Source organism: Stenotrophomonas forensis, assembly GCF_028752115.1.
Lineage (GTDB): Bacteria > Pseudomonadota > Gammaproteobacteria > Xanthomonadales > Xanthomonadaceae > Stenotrophomonas > Stenotrophomonas forensis.
In genome coordinates this window covers 651,413-672,235 of the sequence record NZ_CP082270.1, presented here as the reverse complement: position 1 = coordinate 672,235, position 20,823 = coordinate 651,413, and the positions used below count along the sequence as shown (strand labels likewise).

Annotated in this window: 24 protein-coding genes and 1 riboswitch; of the genes, 10 read left to right on the top strand and 14 right to left on the bottom strand. The window is 65.1% G+C overall.

Annotated features, from left to right (window positions below):
* Nucleotides 1-203: 203 nt before the first annotated feature.
* The 5 genes from thiL to K5L94_RS03030 all read right to left on the bottom strand — a co-directional run bounded on the left by thiL (nucleotide 204) and on the right by K5L94_RS03030 (nucleotide 4,169).
* Complete coding sequence (gene thiL / locus K5L94_RS03050) at nucleotides 204-1,166, bottom strand: thiamine-phosphate kinase (RefSeq protein ID WP_274511980.1); 963 nt, start codon at nucleotides 1,164-1,166, stop codon at nucleotides 204-206.
* Between the two features lie 120 nt (nucleotides 1,167-1,286).
* Entirely contained in the window at nucleotides 1,287-1,766 is a 480-nt protein-coding gene (gene nusB / locus K5L94_RS03045; RefSeq protein WP_008266434.1) for a transcription antitermination factor NusB, read from the bottom strand.
* Nucleotides 1,763-2,230 (bottom strand): 6,7-dimethyl-8-ribityllumazine synthase, encoded by a 468-nt coding sequence (gene ribH, locus K5L94_RS03040; protein ID WP_053448784.1) that lies wholly within the window; start codon nucleotides 2,228-2,230, stop codon nucleotides 1,763-1,765. The genes nusB and ribH overlap by 4 nt, the downstream gene beginning before the upstream one ends.
* A gap of 206 nt (nucleotides 2,231-2,436) precedes the next feature.
* Complete coding sequence (ribB, locus tag K5L94_RS03035) at nucleotides 2,437-3,537, bottom strand: 3,4-dihydroxy-2-butanone-4-phosphate synthase (RefSeq protein ID WP_008265585.1); 1,101 nt, start codon at nucleotides 3,535-3,537, stop codon at nucleotides 2,437-2,439.
* Nucleotides 3,534-4,169 carry a riboflavin synthase gene (locus K5L94_RS03030; RefSeq protein WP_049456310.1) on the bottom strand — a complete coding sequence of 212 codons (636 nt, stop codon included), beginning with the start codon at nucleotides 4,167-4,169 and terminating at the stop codon, nucleotides 3,534-3,536. Before K5L94_RS03030 ends, ribB begins: the two co-directional genes overlap by 4 nt.
* 74 nt (nucleotides 4,170-4,243) lie before the next feature.
* A riboswitch (FMN riboswitch) is annotated at nucleotides 4,244-4,388 on the bottom strand.
* Nucleotides 4,389-4,618: 230 nt separating this feature from the next.
* Here K5L94_RS03030 and K5L94_RS03025 point away from each other — a divergent pair.
* The 6 genes from K5L94_RS03025 (at nucleotide 4,619) to K5L94_RS03000 (ending at nucleotide 9,362) form a co-directional block, all read left to right on the top strand.
* Nucleotides 4,619-5,239: a hypothetical protein gene (locus K5L94_RS03025; RefSeq protein ID WP_053448782.1), complete on the top strand. Its 621-nt coding sequence runs from the start codon at nucleotides 4,619-4,621 to the stop codon at nucleotides 5,237-5,239.
* Between the two features lie 268 nt (nucleotides 5,240-5,507).
* Nucleotides 5,508-5,954, top strand: coding sequence for a PAAR domain-containing protein (locus K5L94_RS03020; protein WP_274511979.1), 447 nt, complete (start codon nucleotides 5,508-5,510; stop codon nucleotides 5,952-5,954).
* The gene (locus K5L94_RS03015; RefSeq protein WP_274511978.1) at nucleotides 5,951-6,784 is read left to right on the top strand and encodes a DUF4123 domain-containing protein; all 834 of its coding nucleotides are present in this window, start codon (nucleotides 5,951-5,953) and stop codon (nucleotides 6,782-6,784) included. Before K5L94_RS03020 ends, K5L94_RS03015 begins: the two co-directional genes overlap by 4 nt.
* Before the next feature lie 12 nt (nucleotides 6,785-6,796).
* Entirely contained in the window at nucleotides 6,797-7,549 is a 753-nt protein-coding gene (locus K5L94_RS03010; RefSeq protein ID WP_274511977.1) for a Tox-REase-5 domain-containing protein, read from the top strand.
* On the top strand, nucleotides 7,546-8,307 hold the full coding sequence (locus tag K5L94_RS03005) for an Imm52 family immunity protein (protein ID WP_274511976.1): 762 nt from the start codon (nucleotides 7,546-7,548) through the stop codon (nucleotides 8,305-8,307). Before K5L94_RS03010 ends, K5L94_RS03005 begins: the two co-directional genes overlap by 4 nt.
* 170 nt (nucleotides 8,308-8,477) lie before the next feature.
* Entirely contained in the window at nucleotides 8,478-9,362 is an 885-nt protein-coding gene (locus tag K5L94_RS03000; RefSeq protein WP_274511975.1) for a hypothetical protein, read from the top strand.
* 41 nt (nucleotides 9,363-9,403) lie between these two features.
* On the opposite strand, the gene K5L94_RS02995 is transcribed toward K5L94_RS03000, so the two are convergent.
* Complete coding sequence (locus K5L94_RS02995) at nucleotides 9,404-10,501, bottom strand: hypothetical protein (RefSeq protein ID WP_274511974.1); 1,098 nt, start codon at nucleotides 10,499-10,501, stop codon at nucleotides 9,404-9,406.
* Between the two features lie 521 nt (nucleotides 10,502-11,022).
* On the opposite strand from K5L94_RS02995, the gene K5L94_RS02990 reads away from it, so the two are divergent.
* From K5L94_RS02990 to K5L94_RS02980, 3 genes are all read left to right on the top strand, one after another.
* A complete protein-coding gene (locus tag K5L94_RS02990; protein ID WP_274511973.1) occupies nucleotides 11,023-11,349 on the top strand; it encodes an energy transducer TonB family protein in 327 nt (108 codons plus the stop codon).
* Nucleotides 11,350-11,453: 104 nt separating this feature from the next.
* The gene (locus K5L94_RS02985) at nucleotides 11,454-12,116 is read left to right on the top strand and encodes a hypothetical protein (RefSeq protein ID WP_180878753.1); all 663 of its coding nucleotides are present in this window, start codon (nucleotides 11,454-11,456) and stop codon (nucleotides 12,114-12,116) included.
* Nucleotides 12,113-12,886 carry a hypothetical protein gene (locus K5L94_RS02980; protein WP_274511972.1) on the top strand — a complete coding sequence of 258 codons (774 nt, stop codon included), beginning with the start codon at nucleotides 12,113-12,115 and terminating at the stop codon, nucleotides 12,884-12,886. Before K5L94_RS02985 ends, K5L94_RS02980 begins: the two co-directional genes overlap by 4 nt.
* 39 nt (nucleotides 12,887-12,925) lie before the next feature.
* Here the strand turns inward: K5L94_RS02980 and ribD are convergent, their stop codons facing one another.
* The 8 genes from ribD to K5L94_RS02940 form a co-directional block, all read right to left on the bottom strand.
* Nucleotides 12,926-14,011, bottom strand: coding sequence for a bifunctional diaminohydroxyphosphoribosylaminopyrimidine deaminase/5-amino-6-(5-phosphoribosylamino)uracil reductase RibD (gene ribD, locus K5L94_RS02975; RefSeq protein ID WP_274511971.1), 1,086 nt, complete (start codon nucleotides 14,009-14,011; stop codon nucleotides 12,926-12,928).
* Between the two features lie 78 nt (nucleotides 14,012-14,089).
* Nucleotides 14,090-14,611 (bottom strand): transcriptional regulator NrdR, encoded by a 522-nt coding sequence (nrdR, locus tag K5L94_RS02970; RefSeq protein WP_004154186.1) that lies wholly within the window; start codon nucleotides 14,609-14,611, stop codon nucleotides 14,090-14,092.
* Nucleotides 14,612-14,705: 94 nt separating this feature from the next.
* Entirely contained in the window at nucleotides 14,706-15,137 is a 432-nt protein-coding gene (locus tag K5L94_RS02965) for a hypothetical protein (protein WP_180878754.1), read from the bottom strand.
* A gap of 113 nt (nucleotides 15,138-15,250) precedes the next feature.
* A complete protein-coding gene (locus K5L94_RS02960) occupies nucleotides 15,251-15,688 on the bottom strand; it encodes a hypothetical protein (protein ID WP_180878755.1) in 438 nt (145 codons plus the stop codon).
* Between the two features lie 96 nt (nucleotides 15,689-15,784).
* Entirely contained in the window at nucleotides 15,785-16,207 is a 423-nt protein-coding gene (locus K5L94_RS02955) for a hypothetical protein (RefSeq protein ID WP_180878756.1), read from the bottom strand.
* Between the two features lie 27 nt (nucleotides 16,208-16,234).
* Nucleotides 16,235-16,651: a hypothetical protein gene (locus K5L94_RS02950; protein ID WP_274511970.1), complete on the bottom strand. Its 417-nt coding sequence runs from the start codon at nucleotides 16,649-16,651 to the stop codon at nucleotides 16,235-16,237.
* Nucleotides 16,652-16,775: 124 nt separating this feature from the next.
* Nucleotides 16,776-18,029, bottom strand: coding sequence for a serine hydroxymethyltransferase (gene glyA, locus K5L94_RS02945; protein WP_274511969.1), 1,254 nt, complete (start codon nucleotides 18,027-18,029; stop codon nucleotides 16,776-16,778).
* A gap of 173 nt (nucleotides 18,030-18,202) precedes the next feature.
* Complete coding sequence (locus K5L94_RS02940) at nucleotides 18,203-18,676, bottom strand: RcnB family protein (RefSeq protein ID WP_008267952.1); 474 nt, start codon at nucleotides 18,674-18,676, stop codon at nucleotides 18,203-18,205.
* 256 nt (nucleotides 18,677-18,932) lie between these two features.
* Here K5L94_RS02940 and ettA point away from each other — a divergent pair, with 256 nt between their 5' ends.
* Entirely contained in the window at nucleotides 18,933-20,597 is a 1,665-nt protein-coding gene (ettA, locus tag K5L94_RS02935) for an energy-dependent translational throttle protein EttA (RefSeq protein ID WP_005412220.1), read from the top strand.
* Nucleotides 20,598-20,823 lie beyond the last annotated feature (226 nt).

Below are 20,823 nucleotides of genomic sequence, written 5' to 3'. Positions count from 1 at the left end.
ACGCCTGACACATTCGTGCCAACCAAGTCCATGGCTTTGGTAGGTGTCGACCTTGGTCGACACGGTGTTGGTTCGAACGCGTGACACCTTCGTGCCAACCAAGGTTGGCATCTACCAGAGCAGCACTCAGGCAGCCCATGGCCTTGGCCTGACACCTTCGTGCCAACCAAGGTTGGCACCCACCAGAGCAGGTATTGCTGCTTCTACGCGAAGTGCTGGTAACCGCCGCTGGCGGCTTCGCCATCCACGTGTACGCCCTGCCCTTCGGCAATACGGCCGATGCGGGTAAGCGGCAGGTCGAGCGTCTGCGATAGATACATCAGCGCGTCGCGTTGATCGGCGGCGGCGGTGAAGCACAGTTCGTAATCGTCGCCGCCGCGCAGCGCGCACTCACGTGCTTCCTCGCGACCCAGCAGTTCGCGCAGCTCCGGCGAGATCGGCAGCATGTCGGCATCCACATGCACGGCCACGCCACTGCGTGCGGCAATATGGCCGGCGTCGGCCAGCAGGCCGTCCGATACATCCACGGCCGCGTGTGCGAAGGCACGCAGGCGCAGGCCGAGGGTTACACGCGGCGTGGGCCGCAACAGGCGCAGGCGCAGGTATTCGTAGTCGGCCAGCAGTGTGGCGGTAGCCACGTTCAGCGCGCCCTGCTGCCAGAGCTTCAGTGCGCCGGCGGCATCGCCCAGGGTGCCACTCACCCAGAGGTCGTCGCCCACCTGCGCGCGATCACGACGCAGCGCCTGGCCTCGGCCCACCTGCCCCATCGCAGTCACCGACAGCGACAGCGGGCCGCGCGTGGTGTCACCCCCGATCAGCGCGATGTCGTGCTGGTCGGCCAGTGCGAAGAAACCATCGGCAAAGGCTTCGATCCAGTCTTCGGAAGTTTCCGGCAGCGACAGCGCCAGCGTGCACCAGGCCGGGCGTGCGCCCATCGAGGCCAGGTCGGACAGATTGACCGCCAGGGTCTTCCAGCCGATGTCGAACGCCGGGGTTTCCACCGGGAAGTGCACGCCGCTGTTGAGCGTATCGGCGGTGACCACCAGCTGTTCGTTGGCACGCGGCTGCAGCAGTGCGGCGTCGTCGCCGATGCCGAGCAGGATGTCGTCGCGCTCCAGGGTGCGGGCGCGGATGCGGTCGATGAGGGCGAATTCGGCCAGGGACATGGGGCGCTCCCGCTGTTGTACGTGCCGCGCAATGCGCGGTGGGCGGTAGTGCCGGCCGCTGGCCGGCAACCTCAGGATCCCTGCAGCTGCCGGCCAGCGGCCGGCACTACCACAGGCGGGTCAGTGACCCGATTCGACCTTGCGCCATTCCACGGCGGCACGATCCAGCACGCCGTTGACGTAGGTGTGACCGTGCTCGGAACCGAAGCGCTTGGCCGATTCGATGGCTTCGTTGATCACCACGCGGTACGGCACGTCCAGGCGGTAGCGCAGCTCGTAGCCGGCCAGGCGCAGCACGGCGCGTTCGATGGCGTCCACTTCTTCGATGCCACGGTCCAGGTACGGGCCGAGCGCTTCGTCGATGTCGCGGCGGTTGTCCAGCACGCCATGCACCAGCGCTTCGAAATAGGCCAGATCGGCGATTTCGCGGGCCTGCTCGTGGGCGAACTGGGCGATCAGCGATTGTGCGTTGCCGCCGGAGATCTGCCAGGCATAAAGCGCCTGCACGGCACGACGGCGCGCGCGCGAGCGCAGCACCGGGTCGACGCCATCGCGGCGGACGGGTTTACCGGAGGGCTTGCCCTGGGTGTTCTTGTTCATGGCAGTTGCTCCAGCAGGTTGACCATTTCCAATGCGGCGAGTGCGACTTCCTCGCCCTTGTTGCCGTGGCTGCCGCCTGCGCGGGCCTCGGCGTCTTCAACGCGTTCCACCGCCAGCACGCCGTTCAGCACCGGCACGCCGAAATCCAGCTGCACGCGCATCAGACCTTCGGCGCAGCGATCGGCCACGTGTTCGTAGTGGCGGGTATCGCCACGGATGACGCAGCCCAGAGTGAGGATGGCGGCGTGTTCATGCGCGGCGGCCAGGCGTGCGGCCACCAGCGGCAGTTCCCAGGCACCCGGCACGCGGATCACGTCGATGTTGGCTTCGCTGACGCCGTTGCCGGCCAGGCTCAGGCGGGCGCCCGCGACCAGCGCGTCGGTGATGCGGGCATTCCAGCGGCTGGCCAGGATGGCGAAGCGCGCCGACTCGGGAGTGCGAAGATCGCCTTCGTAGTGGCTCATATGCGGCTTGGGGGACTCGATAAGGGGGTGATTCTACCGTGGATGGGCCCCGGCCGTGGCTGGCGGGGGCCCACAGGGTGTGCCGACCAACGGTCGGCACCCACCGGTAGTGCCGGCCGCTGGCCGGCACTACCGGGGATGCGGTTGCCGGCCAACGGCCGGCACTACCGGGGATGCGGTTGCCGGCCAACGGCCGGCACTACCCATTACAGGGTGACCGTCTCCACCACTTCCAGGCCGTACCCGGCCAGGCCGACCTGGCGGCGTGGGGTGCCCAGCACGCGCAGCTTGCCCAGGCCCAGGTCGGACAGGATCTGCGCGCCGGCACCGTTGCGGCGCCACTGGCCCACATCCTTGTCCTTGCCCGGCACCACCGGCGCCGGCTGCTGGCGCAGGCGGGCCAGCAGGGCCTCGCCGTCGCGCGGGGCCGACAGCACCACCATCACGCCCGCCCCTTCGGCATCGATCGCACGCAGGGCATCGGTGGCGGCCACGCCGAAATCGTCGCGGCGCCAGTGCAGCAGGTCAGCCAGCGGGTTTTCCACCTGCACGCGCACCAGCGTGGGGCTTTCCGCGTCCGGGGTGCCGCGGACCAGGGCGAAATGCAGGTCGTGGGCGATGCGGTCGCGGTAGGTGACCAGCTTGAATGGGCCGAATTCGGTGTCGATGTCGCGCTCGTCGACGCGCTCGACGGTCTTTTCGGTGGCCAGCCGGTAGGCAATCAGATCGGCGATGGAGCCCATCTTCAGGCCATGCTCGCGGGCGAACACTTCCAGCTCCGGGCGGCGCGCCATGCTGCCATCCGGGTTCAGGATCTCCACCAGCACGCCGGCCGGCTCCAGCCCGGCCAGCATGGCCAGGTCGACGCCGGCTTCGGTGTGGCCGGCACGGGTCAGCACGCCACCCGGCTGCGCGATCAGCGGGAAGATGTGGCCCGGCTGGTGCAGGTCGGCCGGCCTGGCATTCGGCTTCACCGCAGTGCGGATGGTGTGGGCGCGGTCGTGCGCCGAGATGCCGGTGGTGACACCCTCGGCGGCCTCGATGCTGACCGTGAAGTTGGTCTGGAACTGCGCGGTATTGGCCTGCACCATCGGCGCCAGGCCAAGGTCGGCGGCGCGGGTGCGGGTGAGCGGCAGGCACACCAGGCCACGGCCGTGGGTGACCATGAAGTTGATGTCCGACGGCTTGACCAGCTCGGCGGCCATGATCAGATCGCCTTCGTTCTCGCGGTCTTCGTCATCGACGATGACCACCATGCGGCCCAGGCGGATCTCTTCCAGGATTTCCGGAATCGGGGCGAAATTCATGCGGCATCTCCCTCTTCAGACGGTAGCTGCCGGCCGCTGGCCGGCAGGCTGACAAGCCTTTCCACATATCGGGCCACCAGGTCGATTTCCAGGTTCACCGCACTGCCCACGCCCGAGGCGGAGAAGGCGGTGTTGGCCACGGTGTGCGGGATCAGGGCGACTTCAAAACCTTCGTCATCCACTTCGTTGACGGTGAGGCTGACGCCGTCCACGCAGATCGAGCCCTTCTTGGCGATGTAGCGGCGCAGCGAGGCCGGCGCGGCGAAGCGCCAGCGCTGGGCGCGCGCGTCTTCGTGGATGGACAGCACCTGGCCGAGGCCATCGACGTGGCCGCTGACCAGATGGCCGCCGAGGCGGTCGGTCGGGCGCATGGCGCGCTCCAGGTTGATGACCGCGCCCTCGCCCAGCTGGCCCAGCGTGGTCAGGCCCAGGGTCTCGGTGGAGGCATCGGCCTGGAAGCTGCTGGCGTCAAAAGCAATGACGGTGAGGCAGACGCCGTTGATGGCGATGCTCTCGCCCATCTGCACGTTGTCGAACGGCAGATTCCCGACATTGAAGGTGAAGCGGACATCGCCGCCGATGGACTCGCGTGCGGCCAGACGGCCGACGCCTTCGATGATTCCAGTAAACAAGTAACGTTCTCCGCGAAAAGTGAGCGAAAAACGCCGCAAGGCAAACAGGCGCGCGCAGGGCATGAGCCCTGTGGCACCGTCTTCTTTCATCCGGACTATGACCGTCGGCTCCGGCATTGGACCGGATCTGCTGACCCCCGGCGTGGGCCGGGGCGCTCGCGGGCTCGTGCTTGCGCACCTACCGCCGGTGGGGAATTGCACCCCGCCCTGAAGACGTTTGTGTACCGGCGAACCGGCACCGGTAGTGTACCAGCCGCCTTGCCGGGGTCGCGCAGGGCCGGGCCATCCCTCGTTCAGCTGTGACCGGCGTCGCGTTGCTGGCCACGGCTTCGCCCCGCAGCTCGCATTCTGTAAAATTTTCATTAAAATCCGTCGCCGGACGACATGAGGTCGCCACGGGCCGCCCGCAGGGCCGGCTCGCCAATGGACTGAAATTCACAGGAATTCCCATGCGCAAGATCCTGATCGTGGCCGCTCTGCTGGCCGCCGCCCCCTTCTCGGCTTCGGCTGACGCCCTGAGCTACACCTACGTGGAAGGCGGCTGGACGCAGGTCAAGGTTGACGACAACGCACTGGACGACCCCAAGGTCGACGGCGCCTATCTGCGCGGTTCGTTCGCACTCTCCGAGCAGGTGCACGTGTTCGGCGGCTGGTCGCGTACCCGCAAGACCTACCACTACAACGACGGTTCGCTGAAGCTGGAACTGGACCAGCCGGAGCTGGGCATCGGCTACCACATGCCGTGGACCGACCGCGTCGACTTCACCGCCGACGCCGCCTGGGTGCGCCAGAACGTTGAGCTGACCGATCGTTACTACGGCTACTCCGAGCGCTTCAAGGACCACACCAACCTGGGCCGCGTCACCGTGGGCCTGCGCGGCAAGCCCTCGCCCAAGACCGAAGCCTGGGTCAAGACCGGCTACATGGACGGCGGCAACAACTTCAAGGGCACCTGGGTGGGCACCCTGGGTGGCCAGATCAACTTCACCAGGACCTGGGGCCTGGTGGGCGAGATCTCCGGCTACCGTGACGTCACCCAGTACTCGGCCGGCGTGCGCGCCAGCTTCTGATCCAACGATCGCTCCTCGTCGTGCGATCGAACGGGCCCCGCAAGGGGCCCGTTTTTTTTGCCTCCACCGCGACGCCGCGGTACGAGACGAAACGTGTGTCGCTTTCCGCAGCCCTGCACGCGCACTGCACCGAGCGGCGCTAGGAATAGTACGAAAGCCCTTGCGGGCCACCGCGACGTGGCATTGCGGAAGACTTCAATGATCTCGGCACGTTAGCGATGTTGGCGACGCCTCTGGAGACATCACGGCAAACCGACGGCCTTGTCTGATGCCCACGCGGCGCCGCATGTTCTGCCGCAGGCAACGCAACCCGCATCGCGTCATGAAAAGACACTGGATCGTCGTAGGCGACAGCACCCGCAGCAACGGCCGCGTCATCACCGGATCGCCGCATACCGATATCGAAGGCAAGGCGGTAGCACGCGAAGGTGACCGCGCGACCTGCCCGCTGCATCAAGGCACCTTTCCGATCGTGCAGGGTGACCCTACCCTGCTCATCGACGGACATCCCGTCGCGCTGCACGGACACCACCTCGCCTGCGGCTGTCCGCTGATTTCGACCCAGCAGCGATTGGTGTATGTCACCGATGCCACCTTCCGCGATGAACCCTCCACCCCGGCACCGATACAGCTGTCTGCGTTGAAACCTGCGGTCTGTCTGGAATGTCTGCGGGCTGCGGCCAGCAGTGCCGCCCCATTGCTGGTGCGTGCGTGAGCGGCCAATACGCTTATGCACTGCTGGACTGTGCGCCGGACGAGGGCCGCGAAGCGCAGCTGCATCACCATGCCGCGCAGAACGCATTGATGCATCGCTCACTGTTCACAGGACAACCCGAAGAAGACCTCCCATTCGCTTCACCGTATCTGCTCGAACTACCGATAGGCGCCATCGAACGGCCCATCCATCACTGGTTGCGGCAGCTCGGCCGGCAGCGTCCAGGGTCGACCTGCCTGTTCTCGGACGCACCGTTCGAGGAGCTCTTCCACCATCTGCACGCACAGCTCGACATCGCCCTTCCCGATGGATCGCTGGCGCTGATGCGCTACTACGATCCGCGCGCGTGGCTGCGTTACCGCGACGTACTGACGATGCAGCAACAACGGCAACTATTCGGACCGATCAACTCGTGGCAGATCACCATGGGCGGCCAGACATGGACGCTGGCCCGCAGCGAACTGGAGCTGCAGGCGCCAATGATGCTGACACTGAGCGCTGAACAGTACGCGATGCTCTGTTTGCCGGACGCGGCCACATTCTGCAGCCCACTCTCGGCCGAGACACGTAGCGAATTTTCCGATGAAACTGCACATCTGAACGATGCAGCGCTCATACAGGCGGTGTACGCAAGCTACCGCCATGCGGTGACGTCACTGCATATCACCCATCTGCCCACGGTAGTGCGATGGGTGAAGGCCGACGTGGCCTGGGCACCAGGACTTCGCAACCACGCGGTGACCGCCGTATGGTTCAAGCGGACCCTCCATGCCAATGCAACGGCAGCCGATCTGCTGGCGCTGCTTGCCTCCCGCTTTCTGGCCGACTGAAAGGAGCCGACCATGGGCGCCCTCCCATTACCACTGCCCTTGCCCCCGGTAACAACCCCGGGTGGCTGGGACCCCACCCAGGATGTTCCCGGGCACGCGCCTGGCGGGCCGCCTGGGAATATCGCAGACAGCCCTACCCTCGGCCAGGTCTGGCGCAGCATCAAGGAAGCAGCAGGTACCGGCGTCGATTCCAGGGCCGAGCCACGGGTGGAGTCCAGCGACACGGACTGCTCGCAGACCCGCAACCAGAACGACTGCAATGCCTGCAAGCTGGCGCAGGGCTTTCTGGTACCTGCCAACTATACGATCCCGTTGAAGCAGTACCGCGACTTCGACTACCAGCTGCGCATCGCCAATCACCTGGCAGGTCCGGAAGTGTTCACCTATACCTACGGCGGCACTGGACTGGACCGCGCTCGTCTGAGACTGACGGGTAGCAAGGGCAAGAACGAAATTACCGTTACCGAGTGGAACCACGGCGGTATCCGCTTTGATGGGTTCTGGCGGAGCCGATGCACCGTTGTGGAGGCGAAGGGGCACTACAAGCAGTTCTTTGATGAGGAAGGAAAGCTGCACCGTTGGGCATCGTCGAGCAGGCCCACAGTCTTGGAAAGTTGGGCGCGACAGCTCAACTCTCAAAGGCGACATATCCAGTCTCTTGGCAAACCCGCCAAGCTTGAATGGCATTTTCTTGAAGCCGAGTGCTTCTCCGCGGCACAAAAATCCTTCAGGGCCTTCTCAAGCCATCTCAGGCACACACCATGAACAGCATGTACAGATGCGAGATCTACTGCTCAATACCTGATGAAACACTAGACGCCCCAACAGTCTACGAACGACTCAGCGAAGTGCTCCATGCGCTTTCCGAGGTCAGTCCTGCATTGAATGGTTGGGTGGAACATTCACGCGGGAATGGCCCAGTTCCATTCTCCGAAAAATCGCGGTTCATCGAGATGCTTGCAATCAACGCGCGGCAGGACGGTGATGAGTACCCGACAGACCCCTCTGCAGCGGGCGCAGGCGCCAACCTGACCACCGCGAGAACGCACAAGGAATGGAAGGCTCCGGGGTGTGCCACGATCAACTATTGGCCCTGGTTTGGCCAGTTGACGATGGAGATCGATGCTCCGATCAAAGCATTCGGTGAGTCCGAAGCACCCATCATCGTACGTAAGTGCGTTGCGGCGATAGCGCAGGCAATCGAAGTCGAGTTCATCTCAACGGATGTCGTGGGACCGAAGCCTGAAGGCAAGGAATATGAAACCTACTACCTCAACCACAGGCTGTTCCCCCACCGCCGTTGGCTGGGCTGGATGGGCTTCGTCCCTGAGCTGGTGCCACGCAGGTTCATTCCGGAAGCCGCCGTCATCGAAGTGGTGAAAGGCAGAGGCACGATCATCGTGGCCGTAGATGCACCCTTCGACCTGCACAACCCGGACCACCTCAAGCGCGTGCACCAGGTGGAACTGCGCATGGCCAACGCGGGGCTGCTGGAAGTCATCGATCCGTCGCTGCTTGAGTGAGGCGTCCGACGGTGGCGGGTAGCCGTGGCATGGAGACCTGGCATTTGCCAACGATCCACCGCCGAGAATGCGCGAATTCCATTCATTTCTACTGGGCCGCGAAGGATGCCCGCTGGACCCGCATGCAAAGTGCGCTAGGCTTGCGCGCCTCTGGAACAGGAAACTCCGTCATGAAGACCCCTATCCGCACGCTGCTGGCCAGCGCCCTGCTGTGCGCCCCTGCGTTCGCCACCGCCGCCCCGGCCACGCTCTCGCCCGAGCAGGCCTTCGACCTGTATGCACGCGTGCTGCTGGAAGACGACGCCGCCGCCACCCGCACGCTCAACGATGCGCTGAAGCCCGCGTTCGAAGGCCAGGACGCCGTGACCCCGACCCCGGGCGCGCTGGCCAAGGCACTGGCCGAACCCTGGCAGACCGTGCTCACCAGCACCGGCGCCAAGGTAGACGCCGCCGCCACCGAAGCGCTGTACGCCAAGGCACTGCGCGATTCGCAGTGCCGCGCGACCAAGAGCGTGATTGAAGACAACGAATACGTGGAAGACCAGAAGCTGGCGCGGATCAGTTTCAGCTGCCAGGTACCCGACCTGGGCAAGGTGCGCCCGCTGTTCGCCGCCAGCCTGGCCGCCGATGCCAGCCCGGCCGTGCGCAAGCAGTTCACCGATGCCTACACCCAGGCACTGCAGACGGGCGCGCGCGTGCCGGTCAGTGGCACCTTCACCCTGTACCCGGCCAAGGACAACGGCTACTGGTACAGCGGCAATTTCGATGATCTGGTCGGCACCGTAGCCGGTGCACTGGCGCCGTTCGAGGACTGGATGCAGGACGCGCAGGCGGCCAGTGCACCCAAGGTGACCGGCGTGCCGGGCTGCGACCTGCTGCTGCAGCAGCACCGCGCGTGCGTGGCGAAGATCGCACCGGAACAGATCAGCGGCGTGGATGCGATGGCCGAGGAACTGAAGGCCAAGGCGCAGGTACAGTCGGCCGAGGAGATGACCCAGGAGTGCAAGGCACTGCGCCCGATCGCCGAGATGATGTGGACCGACGCGTGCGCGTGAGCCGGTAACGCCGGGCATTGCCCGGCGATTCCCAGCTGCCGTCATGCTTCGTCATCGTCGTCCGGATGTTCGCCGAACTCCGGACGATTCTGCTGGTACTCGCAGCCGTGCAGGGTTTTGCCCTGTCCCCAGGCACGTACGATGCGCGCGCGGTCTTCCAGCCACCCGTCGGCAGCGGTGTCGGTATCGTGGAAGCCGACAAAGGCGGCTTCGTCCCAGCCATCGTAAGAGGGAAGAGCCCACTCTTCTGCCAGCGCCGGTGCGATGTCTCCGTCGAGTTCCGCGTACAGGGTCAAGCCCACCTTCACGAAGCGTGAGACGGGCCTGCCGGCGATCATCACCGGCGCCGGCGGCGTCCACCAGCGATAGCCCTCTTTGTCCTCCCCATCCTTCCAGCCCTTGAAGCGCGCGTCAGTGGTGTGCGCTGACATGCCTACCGCCCAGCCCGCCGTGTAGTTGCGCAGCGCATCGGCCCTGCAGGTCAGCACGTCATCGAGCTCGGTGGCAACATCCACCCCCGAAGCAAACACCACGTCAGGTTCCTTGCCGCGCCTGCGCAACTGCTCCATGCGTGTGTCGTAGCGATCCTCACAACCGAGCAGCACCGCATTGGGGTGGCTGGAAATGCGCGATGCGGTCAGCGAGCGTACCTGGAATCCGATGTCGCCCCTGTTGCGAAGTGACAGCTCCCGCACGTGGATGTGCGGCGCCACCGTTGCACTCAGTGGCCGCATCTCCAGCTGACGCGACATCTCCTCCAGCGTGACGCCCTCGATGATTGCCATCACTGCCTCGGAAAGAACAGCAATGCGCGTGGTTGAGTGACCGAACACCGTGATCGGTTCGGGCAGGGCCACCTCGTGCAGTGACGCGTTGGGCTGCTCGACAACAGCCCATGTATCGAATGGGCGTGCGACCTCGTTGCCCAACGCGACCGCCCACAAGTGGGGCGACAACTGCTTCGGCACCGAAGCAGGCGCACGGCATTCGATGATGGCGGTCAGGTCCTGCAGGGCCTGTGCCTGTGTGAAGGCACGCGCGGGAGCCGGCGCTTCCTCATCTGCGGACACGACAGGCGAAGCTGACACGCCGAGCAGAAGCAGCGCCGAAAGCAGCAGATTGCGGTTTGGGTGCAGCATGACAGTTACCGACGGGAGACAGCCGGTGACTGTGCGTGCGTAGTGCACGGTTTGATATGAAGATTGTTGCAAATAACGGCATCAAGATCGGCGTGACGTCGCCCGGTCATTTTCAGACGTGTTGCATGGTCAAGTGGAATTCGCCGCTGCATGCTGCCTGATCGATTCACAGCACTGCCTTGCCCTGTACATGCCTCTATTCGCCACAGCGGTCGCCGTCACGCTCTGCCAGGATGCCCATGAACACACCCACGCCTGGAAGGCTCATACCGGAGATGGTCATGCCACCTAACGCGCGATGGACTGGACTTCTACCAGCGCTGTTTGCGTTAACCGCCTGCCTGCAGCAAGCGGACAGCGACGTCGCGCGCGAACCTGCACGCAGCAGGCTGCAGACCGATGCCCCGCGTTGCACGGAGGATGACGACATCGTGGCCTGCCTGCGACGGTACGCCTCTCCCCCGCGCAAGGTATTCACAGCACGAGCTGACTGCAGTGTGTTCACCCAGCGGGGTGACTCGGTGGCGATCGAACCCACGACCCAGGCTGCCCACCCGGCGCGTTTTCCCGACAGGGTGCGCAGCAGCGGCAAGGTACACCTGCAGATGCGGGTGGAGGCCACTGGCCGACTGGCCGGAATCCGTGTACTGGAGTCCAGCGGCCATCCCCAGCTTGCCGAGGCGGCGATGGCCGCTGCCAGGGACTGGTGCTATCTGCCCGCACACCGCGACGGCCGCGACACCGGCGGCGATGTGGAGGCATGGTTCCACTTCAACGTCGTGACCTGGCCGCAGAGCGGCAAAGCGCCACAGGCAGAGGCGTCTGCGCCTCGGCCTCCACCTCGTTGATGCCGCGCCTGGCCAGCGGCCACAGGCCATGCCTTTCGTACTTATTGCATGGATACTGCCCGATTCCGAGGTGAGGCTGGCAGTCCTTCCAACGGGACGTTCCAATGCGGATTCCGTGCCTCCTGCTCCTGCTCTTCATCCCCTTTGCTTCACATGCAACGCCGACCGGAAAGCTCAGCCCTGAGCAGGCGTTCGACCTGTTTGCCAGGGCACTGCTTGAAAGTGATGCTGAGGCGGGCGACACCCTCCACCGTGCCATGCACGCTGCCCAGCATGGCGACGCCCTGCTCGCAGTCAAGGCTGCGCGCCTCGTTCCAGAAATGGTTGAGGCGCTTGCGAAGGGCGAGATTGACGACGACGTCCCGCCCGAGTTCGCCGCGGCGCTCGGCAAAGTGATCAGGTCGACGTACCTGCGCAGCCACTGCCGCGCGACGTCGGCAGTGCCTGTCAATGAAAGCGCGCAGGGCCTCCAGCAGGTGACGTTGTCATTCCGCTGCCAGGTTCCGGACTGGGACGCGGCGGCACCTCCGTTGACCGACGAAGTCATCAGCAGAATGAGGGCCGACGCATCATTCGCCTATGGGCTGATTACAACCACGGTGCCAACGCTGCCCCGACGCTCGATTACCGATACCGTCACTCTCACGGCTGATGCAAACGGCAACTACTTTTTCGTCGATGGGCAAGCGCTGCTTACTCCGCTGATCCAGTCCACGATGCCGATGCTGTTGCTGGCCGGTCACACCCGATCGCAGGGTCAGCCATGACAGCCGCCCGGACCGCTGATGTCAGCCAACAGGATCAGGCCAGCGCACCCAACACGCACGTCGCCCTGCCTGTTGCCAGGGCAATCGTGCGAACACTGTGCGTTCCCCTCGCTCTGTGCATCGCAGTTGCCGGGCATGCTGCGGCAGAGCCCTCGATCAGCCCCGAACAGGCGTTCGAGCTTTTTACCAAGGCGGTACTGGAAAGTGACGCGGATGCGAGTGCAAAGCTGCATCGCTCAATGGTGGACATCAATCACTACGAGGCGGAATCGGTAGCGGACCTGCATCAGTATGCTCCGGCACTTGTCCAGTCAATGGTAGACGGGCTGGTCCAGTTCAAACTCTTCTCTGCCAAGTCCGCCCATGAGTACGGCACGTTGATGACCGACGCGTATGCAGGCACCCAATGCAGGGCAACGGGGACACGAGCGGCTTCGCAGTATTTGCGGGAAAAAGAGAAAGTCACGGAGATCATGGTGCAGTTCAGCTGCCAGGTGCCGGCTTTCAACACTGAGAGCGGTGAGGTGACGGATGCGGCCATTCTGAGAAAGATGCGCAAAAGCACGAAATATGCCTTCCGCACATGGGCGGCAATGCTCAAAAGCGGCGAGAAGCGCACGATGACGGGTGAGGCGATGCTGACTGGAGATCCTGATACCGGTTACTTCCCCGACGCCTACAACCTGAGATCCCTGACATCAGTGCTGTACTCGGCACTACCAGCAGAACGGGTGGATCCTTTTGCTGAGATGGAGCGGGATGCGGAGTAGAGGCCTCAGTGCCGACCAAGGTCGGCACCTACCAGAGCATTACGCGCGCAGCAGCAAACGCAGGTCCTCGCCCACCTGGCGCTGATCGGCCACGCGCAGGCGGCGCTGCTGGTCCATCGCGTCGATGCCGAGGCCAGCCAGCAACGGGCGGCCACTGTCACCCAGCAACGTGGGCGCCAGGTACAGCAGCAGTTCGTCTACCCAGCCACCGCGCAGCAGCGCGCCAGCCAGGGTCGCGCCCGCTTCGGTGTGCACTTCGTTGATGCCGCGCTCGGCCAGCAGCGCCAGTACCGCGCCCAGATCGAGATGCCCATGGCGCAGCGCCACGCTGGCGAATGCGGCGTCGGCCGCATCAGGGGGACTGACGACCGCGTTGTGCAGGTACAGCGTGGGTGCCCCGCCCTCGCGCACGCGGCTGCATTCCAGCGAACGCAGGCGCGAATCGAGAACGACGCGCAGCGGTGGCATCACTTCGGCATCGGCCAGGCGCACGGTCAGCATCGGGTCGTCGGCCAGCACGGTGTCGGCGCCGGTGAGGATGGCGCCCGCACGTGCGCGCCAGTGCTGCACGTCTTCGCGCGCCGCCGCGCCGGTGATCCACTTCGATGTGCCGTCGGCCATCGCGGTGCGGCCATCCAGGCTGGCGGCCAGCTTCACCCGCAACCACGGACGGTTGCGCTCCACGCGCGACAGGAAGCCCTTGTTGAGCTCGCGTGCCTGCGCGGCCATCAAACCCTCGGCCACGTCGATGCCGGCCTCGCGCAGCAGATCGAAGCCACCGCCATCGACCTTCGGGAACGGATCGCGCATCGCCGCGACCACGCGCGATACGCCAGCCTCAATCAGGGCCAGGGCGCAGGGCGGTGTACGCCCGTAGTGCGCGCAGGGTTCCAGCGTGACGTAGGCGGTGGCACCGCGCGCTTCGCTGCCGGCCTCGCGCAGCGCGAATACTTCGGCATGCGGCCCACCGGCACGCTGATGCCAGCCCTGCCCGACCACGCGTTCGCCGTGGGCGATGACGCAGCCGACCATCGGGTTGGGGCGGGTGGTGTAAGCACCGCGCTCGGCCAGACGCAACGCGTTGGCCATGTGCAGGTGGTCAAGGACGGAGAACGGGGTGGTCATGCCGCCATGGTAACGCCGCCAGCGTGGATCCACGCCATGCGGTCTCTGTGCCAACCAAGGTTGGCACCCACCAGGGCGTCAGCCCTTTTTCTTCTTGGTCAGGGCGATCACATCGCCCAGCAGCTGCAGCTGCTCGGTACTGGAAGGCAGTTCGCGCTCCAGCTTCTCGATCTCCTCGCGGAAATCGGCCACATCCTCGAAGCTGCGGTACACCGAGGCGAAACGCACATAGCCCACATGGTCGAGCTTGCGCAGTTCGTTCATCACGAACTCGCCGACCTTGATGGAAGGCACTTCGCGTTCGCCACTGATGCGCAGCTGGTGGACCACGGCGCGCACCGCTGCTTCGATTTTCTCTTCGGGCACGGCGCGCTTCTGCAGCGCGCGGTCGAAGCCGGCGCGCACCTTGCGCTGGTCGAAGGCCTCGCGGGTGCCATCACTCTTGACGATGGCCGGCAGCTTCAGCTCGACCGTTTCCAAGGTGCTGAAGCGTTCGTTGCAGGCCTCGCACTCACGCCGACGACGGATCGTCGCGCCGTCTTCGGAGACGCGCGAGTCGATGACCCGGGTATCGGCATGCTGGCAGAAGGGGCAATACATGGAACGCCTGGCTCGCGAGAAGACCTGCGGCCACGGTCGTGGCAGCGTCGCAAAGGTACCTGAGAAGGGGCGCAGCAGCAATCTCCGCGCTTCTTCACTCAGGCCCGCCGCCCTTTGCCAGCCATCGGAAGTGGCAGGCAAGGCTGAGCCAGGGAGCTCCCCAACCCATCGCCAACACCAGCAGAATCGGCTCCCATCCAAAGCCCGGGACCGTCATGATCAATGCGGACACAACCTGAGCGGCAGACAGCAGAAACAGCGCCACCAGCATTGGCGCGGCCGCTTTCAATCCGTCTGGTCCACGCATCTGCCATGTATTTGCCAGCCAGACAACAAGAATGCACGCTGCCACGGACAGCACACCCCAAGCCGCACCCCATGCGAGAAATGCTCCCTTACCGCTGCCATGTGCCCATCCCCACAGCAGCACTAGCAGGCCCGCCAGGCCAGCCAATGCGCAGGGAATGGAGAATAACAAGCTATGAAGAAGCAGATAGAGGCCGTGTCGACGGCGCACGGTGCGCATTGGGGTGTCCATGCAGGAAACCTAGGCCGGCTTTCCCCAGCAAACCATGCAATTTCTTTGAAACCGCGGGTCGTGCTGTCCCAGCGGCAATGACGACACGCACGCCGAAGGCTTTACTCCTCCTGCCTTGAAAGCCACCGCATATGCCAGCTCAAACTGGCCCATGGGGCGCAAATAGTCATCAGGAAGGGGGTATACAGCAGAGCTGCTGGCTCCCACCCAATGGCCGTGAACAGCATCGCCACCGCCGCCGCGGCCTGGAAGGCAGAAACGATGGGCAGCGCCTCCAGCAAGCCTGCATGCGAATGTAGCCCTTCCACACCCGCAGTCCGCCAGCTGTCGCCCAGCACTACAGCTGCATAGGCACTCCAGACCGACATCACCACCCAGTTGGCGGCAGCCATCAGGAACGCTTCGGATGGCTGCGGCCTGGCGAGCCACACCATGAAGAGCGCGCATGTGGCCAGCACGCCAACCAACGCGCACGGAATGGAAAACAGCAACAGATGCCACCGCAACCTGACGTGCGCAAGGCGACCCAGCGGATTCATGGGATATCCCAACCGTGAAGACCGCTGGGAGCTTAGGCAGGGCGCGCGCCCACTACCATGCAACTTGTCTTAAAAATCGGCGCGCGGATAACCGGCTCACGTCCCCCAGCGCAACCACGCCAGGTGTGCGGCCGGCAACAGGAACGGCGGCCCCAGGCCCAGGTAGCTCAACAGCGCGAATTCGCCGTCCTTGAACGCCAGATGCAGCGTGACGGCGACCACAGCCAGCGCGGCGAGGACGCCCAGCAGCAAGCCCACCCACGCCACGGGCGACGATTGCCGCAGGCCATCGCAGCCGCGCCGCAGGAATACACCGCTCAGCCACAGCCATGACAGCAGGCCGATGATCCCGCCCAGCGACCACAGCAGCAGCAACGTGGGTTCGTTGCCAGACAGGTACTTGCCGTCCATCGCGACCATCAGCCCCAGCACCGCGACGGTTCCGCCGGCAGCAAGTGCAGGCAGGCCAAGCACGAGACCGCCCACCGCAACCATCCGTTTGTGCAGATGCTCATCCATGCATCCGGTCTCCTTCCATGGGCCTCATCATGCGCGGCGTTTGAGCCACACCAGCATCGCGGCCGGCACCAGCATCGACGGGCCCAGCAGCAACACTTCCAACGCCGAGCCGCCCTCCTGGAACCCGGCCCATGCGGCCAACCAGAGCACCGGCAGCGCGGCCAGGCCACCGGCCAGCAGCAACCACCACCATACCGCTCGCACCTGCAGTCCGGCCCGGCCCTGCAGCAGATACCCGGCGCTGAGCCACAGCCACGCCAGGCATCCGACGACACCCGCCAGGCCCCACGCCAGCAGCACGAGGTTGGGGTCGCTGTTGCGGCCGAAAGACTGCAGGCCATGCACCAGGAACATCGCTGCGACGATACCGCCCATCGCCAGGCTGGGCAGGCCGAACAGCACCGCCAGGGCGGTGTACAGGTACTTGAGGTGGCGCTCATCCATGCGCGGTTGCTCCGATACCGGGGTCAGAGCCCTTCCCTGCGGGAAGGGATCCGACCCCTGCTTCGATACGGGCTTCGGGGTTGGATCCCTTTCCGTCAGGAAAGGGCGCTGACCCCTGCTCCGGTCAGCCGTAGACCGGATACTTGCGGCACTGCGCGCTGACGGCGTCGCGCACGCGGGCGATGACCGCTTCATCGGCCGGAGCATCGAGCACGTCGGCGATCCAGTTGGCCAGGTCCACGCAATCCTGTTCGACGTAACCGCGGGTGGTCACCGCCGGGGTGCCCAGGCGCAGGCCCGAGGTCACGAACGGCGAACGCGGGTCGTTCGGCACCGAGTTCTTGTTGACGGTGATGTGGGCCTTGCCCAGCGCGGCTTCCGCGTCCTTGCCGGACACGTCCTTGCCGATCATGTCGACCAGCATCAGGTGGTTCTGGGTGCCGCCGGAAACGATCTTGTAGCCACGTGCGATGAGCGTGTTGGCCATCGCCTGGGCGTTCTTCACCACCTGCTGCTGATAGGCCTTGAAGCCCGGCTCCAGCGCTTCCTTGAAGGCCACGGCCTTGCCGGCGATGACGTGCATCAGCGGACCGCCCTGGATGCCGGGGAACACCATCGACTGCAGCTTCTTGACCAGGTCTTCGTCGGCGCCCTTGGCCACGATGATGCCGCCGCGCGGGCCGCGCAGGGTCTTGTGGGTGGTCGAGGTGACCACGTGGGCATGTTCCAGCGGGCTCGGGTAGACGCCAGCGGCGACCAGGCCGGCCACGTGGGCCATGTCGACGAACAGGTAGGCACCGACCTTGTCGGCGATGGCGCGGAAGCGCGCCCAGTCGATCACCTGCGAGTAGGCCGAGAAGCCGGCCACGACCATCTTCGGCTTGTGCTCCAGGGCCAGGCGCTCGACTTCGTCGTAATCGATCAGGCCCTGGTCGTTCACGCCGTACTGCACGGCGTTGAACAGCTTGCCGGAAGCATTCACCTTGGCACCGTGGGTGAGGTGACCACCGTGGGCCAGGCTCATGCCGAGGATGGTGTCGCCCGGCTGCAGCAGGGCGAAGTACACGGCCTGGTTGGCCTGCGAGCCGCTGTGCGGCTGCACATTGGCGTAGTCGGCACCGAACAGCTGCTTGAGGCGGTCGATGGCCAGCTGCTCGGCGATGTCCACGTATTCGCAGCCACCGTAGTAGCGCTTGCCCGGGTAGCCTTCGGCGTACTTGTTGGTCAGCTGGCTGCCCTGGGCCTCCATCACCGCCGGGCTGGTGTAGTTCTCGCTGGCGATCAGCTCGACGTGGTCTTCCTGGCGCTGGGTCTCAGCGGCAATGGCCTTGGCCAGTTCGGGATCGTAGGATTCGATGCGGACGTCACGCGGGAACATCGGGTACTCCAGCAGGCAGGGAAAGGGGGTACGACTCAGCCCTCGATTGTAGCCCCGCACCGGCCTGCTGGGGCCGAAACGGACGGGGCCGGCATCCCCGAAGGAATCCGGCCCCGTATGGTTTCGCCTGCCGTATCAGCCACGCCACGCCATGCGTGGACCAGACCGTCGGCTCAGCGCCCGCTGAGCACGTACTGGGCGATCACGCCGGTGGCGATGGCCACCAGCAGCATGTTGCCGCGGTCATCGCGGATCCAGTGGTGGCCATAGGGCGGGCGGCGCAGGTGGTAGCGCGGGTAGTCATTCACCACGTAGACCGGGCCGGAGTAGTAGTTGCGATAGGGCGAGCCGACGCGCCAGCCGTAGCTGCCATAGCGCGGCGGCGGTGCGGGCCGATAGACCACCCGCGGCGGTGCCGGGCGGTAGTAGCGGTCGTGGTCGCGGTGCCAGTCGCGGCGGTCACGCTCCCAGTCGCGGCGGGCCTCGCGGCGGTCGCGTTCCCAGTCACGGCGATCCTGGCGCCACTCGCGGCGGTCTTCGCGCCATTCACGGCGGTCCCGGTGGTCGTTGTCGGCGAAGGCCGGGGCGACGGCACCCAACGCCAGCACAGAGGCCACGGCGCCGGCCATTACTCGATTGATGCGCATGTCAGACCTCTGCTTGAGTGGGTGGTGGTGAGCCCATATTGCGCACTTGATCTGAACCGTTTCCAGCTGGAAACGCTTCCCGTTTCAGGACTGTGACCGGGTATTCAGGCGATAGCCAGCCCGGCGCCCCCTGCCCGGCGCGGCCCGGAACCGGTTCCGGCTATAATTAGCAGTACACCTTTTCAGTCTGTGCCCGCTGCCGCAACGGGATGTTCCCGTGACGGACCGGGCGCAGGGCCGCGCCTACGGAGACCTCATGTCCTCGCAATACATCTACACCATGAACCGCGTGTCCAAGGTGGTCCCGCCCAAGCGGCAGATCATCAAGGACATCTCGCTGTCCTTCTTCCCGGGCGCGAAGATCGGCCTGCTGGGCCTGAACGGCGCCGGCAAGTCCACCGTGCTGAAGATCATGGCCGGCGTGGACACCGATTTCGAGGGCGAAGCCCGCCCGCAGCCGGGCATCAAGGTCGGCTACCTGGCGCAGGAACCGGAACTGGACCCGACCAAGACCGTGCGTGAAGCGGTCGAGGAAGGCGTGGGCGAAGTGCTGCAGGCCCAGGCCGCGCTGGACGCGGTGTACCTGGCCTATGCCGAGGAAGGCGCCGACTTCGACGCGCTGGCCAAGGAACAGGAACGCCTGGAGGCGATCCTGGCCGCCGGCGACGCGCACACCCTGGAAAACCAGCTGGACGTGGCCGCCGATGCGCTGCGCCTGCCGCCGTGGGATGCCGTGGTCGGCAAGCTGTCCGGTGGTGAGAAGCGCCGCGTGGCGCTGTGCCGCCTGCTGCTGCAGAAGCCGGACATGCTGCTGCTCGACGAACCGACCAACCACCTCGACGCCGAGTCGGTGGAGTGGCTGGAACAGTTCCTGGCGCGCTACACCGGCACCGTCGTGGCGGTCACCCATGATCGCTACTTCCTGGACAACGCCGCCGAGTGGATCCTGGAACTGGACCGCGGCCGCGGCATCCCGTGGAAGGGCAACTACACCGACTGGCTGACCCAGAAGGACGAGCGCCTGAAGCAGGAAGACAACCAGGAAAAGGCTCGCCAGAAGGCGATCCAGAAGGAACTGGAGTGGTCGCGCCAGAACGCCAAGGGCGGCCGCACCAAGGGCAAGGCCCGTCTGGCCCGCCTGGAAGAGCTGCAGTCGGTCGATTACCAGAAGCGCAACGAGACCAATGAGATCTTCATCCCGCCGGGCGAGCGCCTGGGCAATGCGGTGATGGAGTTCAAGAACGTCTCCAAGAAGTTCGGCGACCGCCTGCTGTTCGACAACCTGAGCTTCCTGGTGCCGGCCGGCGCCATCGTCGGCATCATCGGCCCCAACGGTGCCGGTAAGTCGACCCTGTTCAAGATGATCACCGGCCAGGAAAAGCCGGATACCGGCGAGATCGTGGTCGGCCCGACCGTGAAGCTGTCCTACGTGGACCAGAGCCGCGACGCGCTGGAAGGCAACCACAACGTCTTCCAGGAAATCGCGGGCGGCCTGGACATCCTCAACATCAACGGCATCGAGATCCAGTCGCGCGCCTACATCGGCCGCTTCAACTTCAAGGGCCAGGACCAGCAGAAGATGGTCGGTTCGCTGTCCGGTGGTGAGCGTGGCCGCCTGCACATGGCCAAGACCCTGCTGCAGGGTGGCAACGTGCTGTTGCTCGACGAACCGTCCAACGACCTGGACATCGAAACCCTGCGTGCGCTGGAAGATGCGCTGCTGGAGTTCCCGGGCAACACCTTCGTCATTTCGCATGACCGCTGGTTCCTGGATCGCATCGCGACCCACATCCTGGCGTTCGAAGGCGACTCGCACGTGGAGTTCTTCCAGGGCAACTACCGCGAGTACGAAGAAGACAAGCGCCGCCGCATGGGCGACGACGCTGCGCCGAAGCGCCTGCGCTTCAAGGCGCTGAAGTAACGGTTCCTGCAGGAAACGAAAGGCCGCGCTCGCGCGGCCTTTCGTCATTCAAGAGGACCTATCGCCACGCATTGTCGTTTTCAGCCGCCCTGGCCCACCGACTCCAGCCACGCTGGACCGCCTCGCCCTCAACCGGCCTTGCTGCACCCGGCACCCACCGCACTTTGCAACTCGTTGTATGTTTCCGCCCGCGCTCATCGGGTTTCCTACGCCCCGCTTCATCCCC